At 69.7% G+C, this 5,032-nt stretch carries 1 protein-coding gene; it reads right to left on the bottom strand.

The annotated features are described in order from the left end of the window. Positions 1-5,032: type I polyketide synthase (locus ACFYYR_RS31655; protein ID WP_388861353.1), on the bottom strand; the 5,032-nt coding region annotated here is incomplete at both ends.

Below are 5,032 nucleotides of genomic sequence, written 5' to 3'. Positions count from 1 at the left end.
AACCCACTGGCATGCCGCACCCACGAACCAACACCCGAACCAACAGAGACCGCAGAACCCACAGACCCGGCAGAGTCCGCAGAACGCGAGAACAAAGCGAACGCACAACGCCCACCCTCATCCACCGCACCCACCGAAACCTGCACCTGCACCCCACCCGACTCCGGCAACACCAACGGCGCTTCCAAAGTCAACTCCTCAACCCGCCCACACCCCACCTGATCAGCGGCGCGGAGGGCGAGTTCGAGCACCGCGGTTCCCGGGACCACGATGATTCCGGAGACCTGGTGGTCGGCCAGCCACGGGTGGGTGTCCACACCGATCCGGCCGGTGAAGAGGTGCCCGTCGCTGTCGGCCAGACCGAGTGCGGCGCCCAGCATCGGGTGCTCGGCGGGAGTCAGGCCGGCCGCGACGAGGTCACCTGTGGGCCGGTCCGCGTCGAGCCAGTAGCGCTGGTGCTGGAAGGCATAGGTCGGCAGGTCGATCCGACGTGCACCGGTGCCCGAGAAGGCGGCCTGCCAGTCGATGTCGATGCCCTCCACATGGAGAGCTGCGGCTGCGGCGAGTACGGCCTCGTGCTCGTGCCGGTCGCGGCGGAGTGCGGGGACGAGCAGTGCCTCACTGTCGTCGGGGAGGCAGCCGCGTGCCATGGCGGTGAGCGTTCCGTCGGGGCCCAGTTCCAGGTAGCGCGAGACGCCTTCGGCGTGGAGGGCTCGGATGCCGTCTGCGAACCGGACCGCTTCACGGACGTGCCGCACCCAGTACTCCGCCGAGCACAGTTCATCCGTGGTGGCCAGCGTTCCGGTGAGGTTGGAGACCACCGGAATGCGCGGCTGCTCGAACGACAGCTTCTCCGCCACGGCACGGAAAGCGTCGAGCATGCCGTCCATGTGAGCCGAGTGGAACGCATGACTCACCCGCAGACGCGACGTCTTCACACCAGCAGCAGAGAAGCGCTCGGCCACCGCCACAACGGCATCCCGGTCACCGGAAATCACCACCGACTGCGGACCATTGACCGCAGCAACGGAAACACCGGAGGTGTCCTCGAGGAGCATCCGCACCTCTGCCTCGGAAGAAGCGATGGCCACCATCGCCCCACCCCCCGGCAGCGCCTGCATCAACCGCGCACGCGCAGCTACGAGCACCGCAGCATCAGCCAGCGACAACACACCCGCCACATGCGCAGCGCTCAGCTCACCCACCGAATGACCGGCCACAAACTCCGGCCGCACACCCCACGACTCCACCAAACGGAACAGAGCCACCTCAACCGCGAACAACGCAGGCTGCGTGAACCCCGTCCGGTCCAGCACATCCGCGTCGGAGCCGAAGACGACATCCCGCAGCGGACGCTCCACATGCCGGTCCAGCTCACCACAGACCGCATCGAACGCCTCCGCAAACACCGGATAGCGCTCATACAGCTCCCGGCCCATCGACAAGCGCTGGGAACCCTGGCCGGTGAACAACACCGCGAGCTTCCCCGAACCCGCAACACCCTCCACCACACCCGGCGCCACACCACCCGACGCCAAAGCCATCAGCGCCGTCACTCCGTCCTCACGGCTGGAGGCTACGACCGCGGCCCGGTGCTCCAACGCAGCACGCGACGTCACCAGCGAAAAGCCCACATCGACAAGGGACAGCCCCGGCTCATCCTTCAGCAGCGACGCCAGCCGGCCCGCCTGCGCCCGCAACGCCTCCGCACTCCGCCCGGACAGCACCCACGGCACCACAGCCGGACCATCCGGTGTGCCGGCACCGGCGGTTTCCGCGGTGTCGACCGGTGCGGCCTGTTCGAGGATGACGTGCGCGTTGGTGCCGCTGATACCGAACGAGGACACACCTGCCCGGCGGGGCCGGCCGGTCCGGGGCCAGTCCATGGGCCGGGTCAGCAGTTGCGCCGAGCCCGCGGTCCAGTCCACGTGGGGCGTGGGTTCGTCGACATGCAGGGTCTGCGGCAGAATGCCGTGCCGCATCGCCATCACCATCTTGATGACGCCCGCCACACCAGCGGCAGCCTGCGTGTGGCCCAGGTTCGACTTCACCGACCCCAGCCACACCGGCTGGTCCGCCGCACGTCCCTGACCGTACGTGGCCAGCAGAGCCTGCGCCTCGATCGGGTCGCCCAGCGTCGTCCCGGTGCCGTGCGCCTCGACGGCGTCCACCTGCTCGGCGGACAGCCGCGCGTTGGCGAGCGCCTGCCGGATCACACGCTGCTGGGAGGGGCCGTTGGGGGCCGTCAGACCGTTCGACGCACCGTCCTGGTTCACCGCCGAACCGCGCACCACCGCCAACACCGGATGACCGTTCCGACGGGCATCCGACAGCCGCTCCACCAGCAGCATCCCCACACCCTCAGCCCAACCAGTGCCATCAGCCGCACCCGCGAAGGACTTGCACCGGCCGTCCGCCGCCAGACCCCGCTGACGACTGAACTCCACGAACACACCCGGCGTCGACATCACCGTGGCACCGCCCACCAGCGCCATCGAACACTCACCCTGCCGCAACGACTGCGCCGCCCAGTGGAGTGCCACCAGGGAGGAGGAGCATGCTGTGTCGACCGTGACCGCGGGGCCCTCGAGGCCCAGCGTGTACGCGACGCGGCCGGTGGCCACGCTGCCCGCGCTGCCGTTGCCGAGATAGCCCTCCAGCCCCTCCGGTATCTCGGTGAGGCGGGAGCCGTAGTCGTGGTACATGACTCCGGTGAAGACACCGGTCCGGCTGCCGCGCAGCGAGGTCGGGTCGATGCCCGCACGCTCCAGCGCTTCCCAGGAGGTCTCCAGCAGCAGGCGCTGCTGCGGGTCCATCGCCAGCGCCTCACGCGGCGAAATACCGAAGAACTCGGCGTCGAACTCGGCCGCGTCGTGCAGGAAGCCGCCCTCGCGGGCGTAGCTGGTGCCGGACCGGCCGGTGTCGGCGTCCGCGCCGGTGTCGAAGAGGGCTTCGAGGTCCCACCCGCGGTCGACAGGGAACGGTGAGACTCCGTCCCCGCCGGACGCGACGAGCCGCCACAGGTCTTCCGGCGAGCCGACTCCCCCCGGATAGCGGCAGCTCATGCCGATGATGGCGATGGGATCGTCCGCCACGGCCACGGCTGACGCGGTCGGCTCCGGAGCGCCGGCGGCGAGGGCTCCGCCGAGGAGCTCCTCGCGGATGAGTTCGGCGATGGCCATGGGCGTCGGGTGGTCGAAGACCAGCGTGGCGGGCAGCCTGATCCCTGTCTCCGCGGTGAGCCGGTTGCGCAGTTCGACGGCGGTGAGCGAGTCGAAGCCGACATCCTTGAAGGCCCGTTGTGGCTGCACCGCATCCGGTGCACCGTGTCCGAGGACCGCCGCGACATGGGTGCGGACGAAGTCCAGGAGCATCCGGTCCTGATCGGCGGCGGGTGCCGCGAGCAGTCGTGCCCTGAGGGCGTTGTCCTGGCTCGGCTCGGCAGCTGCGGTGCGGCGCGACGGCTTGCGTACCAGGGACCGCAGCATCGCCGACACAGTCGGCTGGGTGGCCAGCGCGGCAGTATTCAGGTGGACAGGGGCGAGGACGGCATGGTCGGTGGCTCGGGCCGCGTCGAGCAACGCCAGCCCTTCCACCTGGGACAACGGACGCATCCCCGCCCGCGCCATGCGCGAGACGTCGGCCTCCGACAGGCCGCCGGTCATGCCACTGCTCTGGGCCCACAGGCCCCAGGCGAGGGACTGACCGGGCAGCCCCTGGGACCTACGGTGCTGTGCGAGGGCGTCGAGGAGCGCGTTGGCGGCGGCGTAGTTGCCCTGCCCGGCCGCACCCAGCAGACCAGCAGCAGAGGAGAACAACACGAACGCCGACAGACCCATGTCCCGCGTCAGCTCGTGCAGGTTCAGCGCCGCATCCACCTTCGGACGCAGGACCGTGTCCAGCCGCTCCGGCGTCAGCGCCGACACCACACCGTCGTCCAGAACACCCGCCGTATGCACCACACCAGTGAGGGGAGCCTCCGCCGGAATGTCCGCCAGGAGAGCTGCCAAGGCGGTGCGGTCCGCCGCATCACACGCGGCAATACGCACCTGCGCACCGAGACCGGCGAGCTCCTGCCGAAGCTCCACAGCACCCGGCGCATCAACACCACGACGGCTGGTCAGCACCAGGTGACGGATACCGTGCTCCACCACCAGATGCCGGGCCACCACCGCACCCAACGCACCCGTACCACCGGTCACCAGCACCGTACCCGCAGCATCCCAGGCCATGGAGTCCTCGACCGGAGACGCAGCCTCCGCCCGCACAAGCCTCGGGACTCGCACGGTACCCGCGCGCACCGCGGCCTGCGGCTCACCCGACGCCGCGATCAATGCCAACGCACCGGTCAACTCGGCTGTGTCTGTCCCGGAGCCGGGATCCAGATCGACCAGTGCCAAGCGATCCGGGTTCTCCGACTGCGCCGAGCGCACCAGACCCCACACCGCGGCATGCGCCAGATCCGCGACACCTTCGTCCGGATCAACCGCCACCGCACCCCGCGTCACCACCACGAGGCGCGAGGACGCGAACCGCTCGTCCGCCAACCACGACTGCAGCAGGGCGAGGATGCGTCCGGTGGCCGTACGTAGGCCGGAGGCGACCGTGCCCGGCACCTCGGAGTGCGTGTCGGAGGGTGCGGGATCGTCGACGCCGTCCAGGGCGGTCACGACCACCGTGTCCGGGATCTCGTCGAGTGCCGCCAGGTTCTCCAGGTCCGCGACCGGAATGGCGGCACCCGGGGAGCCCCCGTCCTCGGAGACCAGTCCGAGGCGGTCTTCACCCAGCACTGCCCAGGTGCGAGTCGACGGCTCAGGAGCAGCAGAGCCCTTCAGGGGCTGCCAGTCCATGCGGTACAGCGACTCGTTGTCGCCACGGGTGATCTGGTGGCGTGAGACCGGGCGGAGTACGAGGGATTCCACGGTGCAGACCGGTGCGCCCGTGGTGTCGACGGCGTGGAGGGAGACCGCGTCCGTCCCCACCGGGGCCAACCGCACCCGCAGCACCGAAGCACCCGCAGCATGCAACGACA

It is taken from the genome of Streptomyces sp. NPDC001922 (genome assembly GCF_042891165.1).
Lineage (GTDB): Bacteria > Actinomycetota > Actinomycetes > Streptomycetales > Streptomycetaceae > Streptomyces.
Note: the sequence above shows the minus strand (reverse complement) of the source record. Positions and strands in the feature narration are given on the sequence as shown.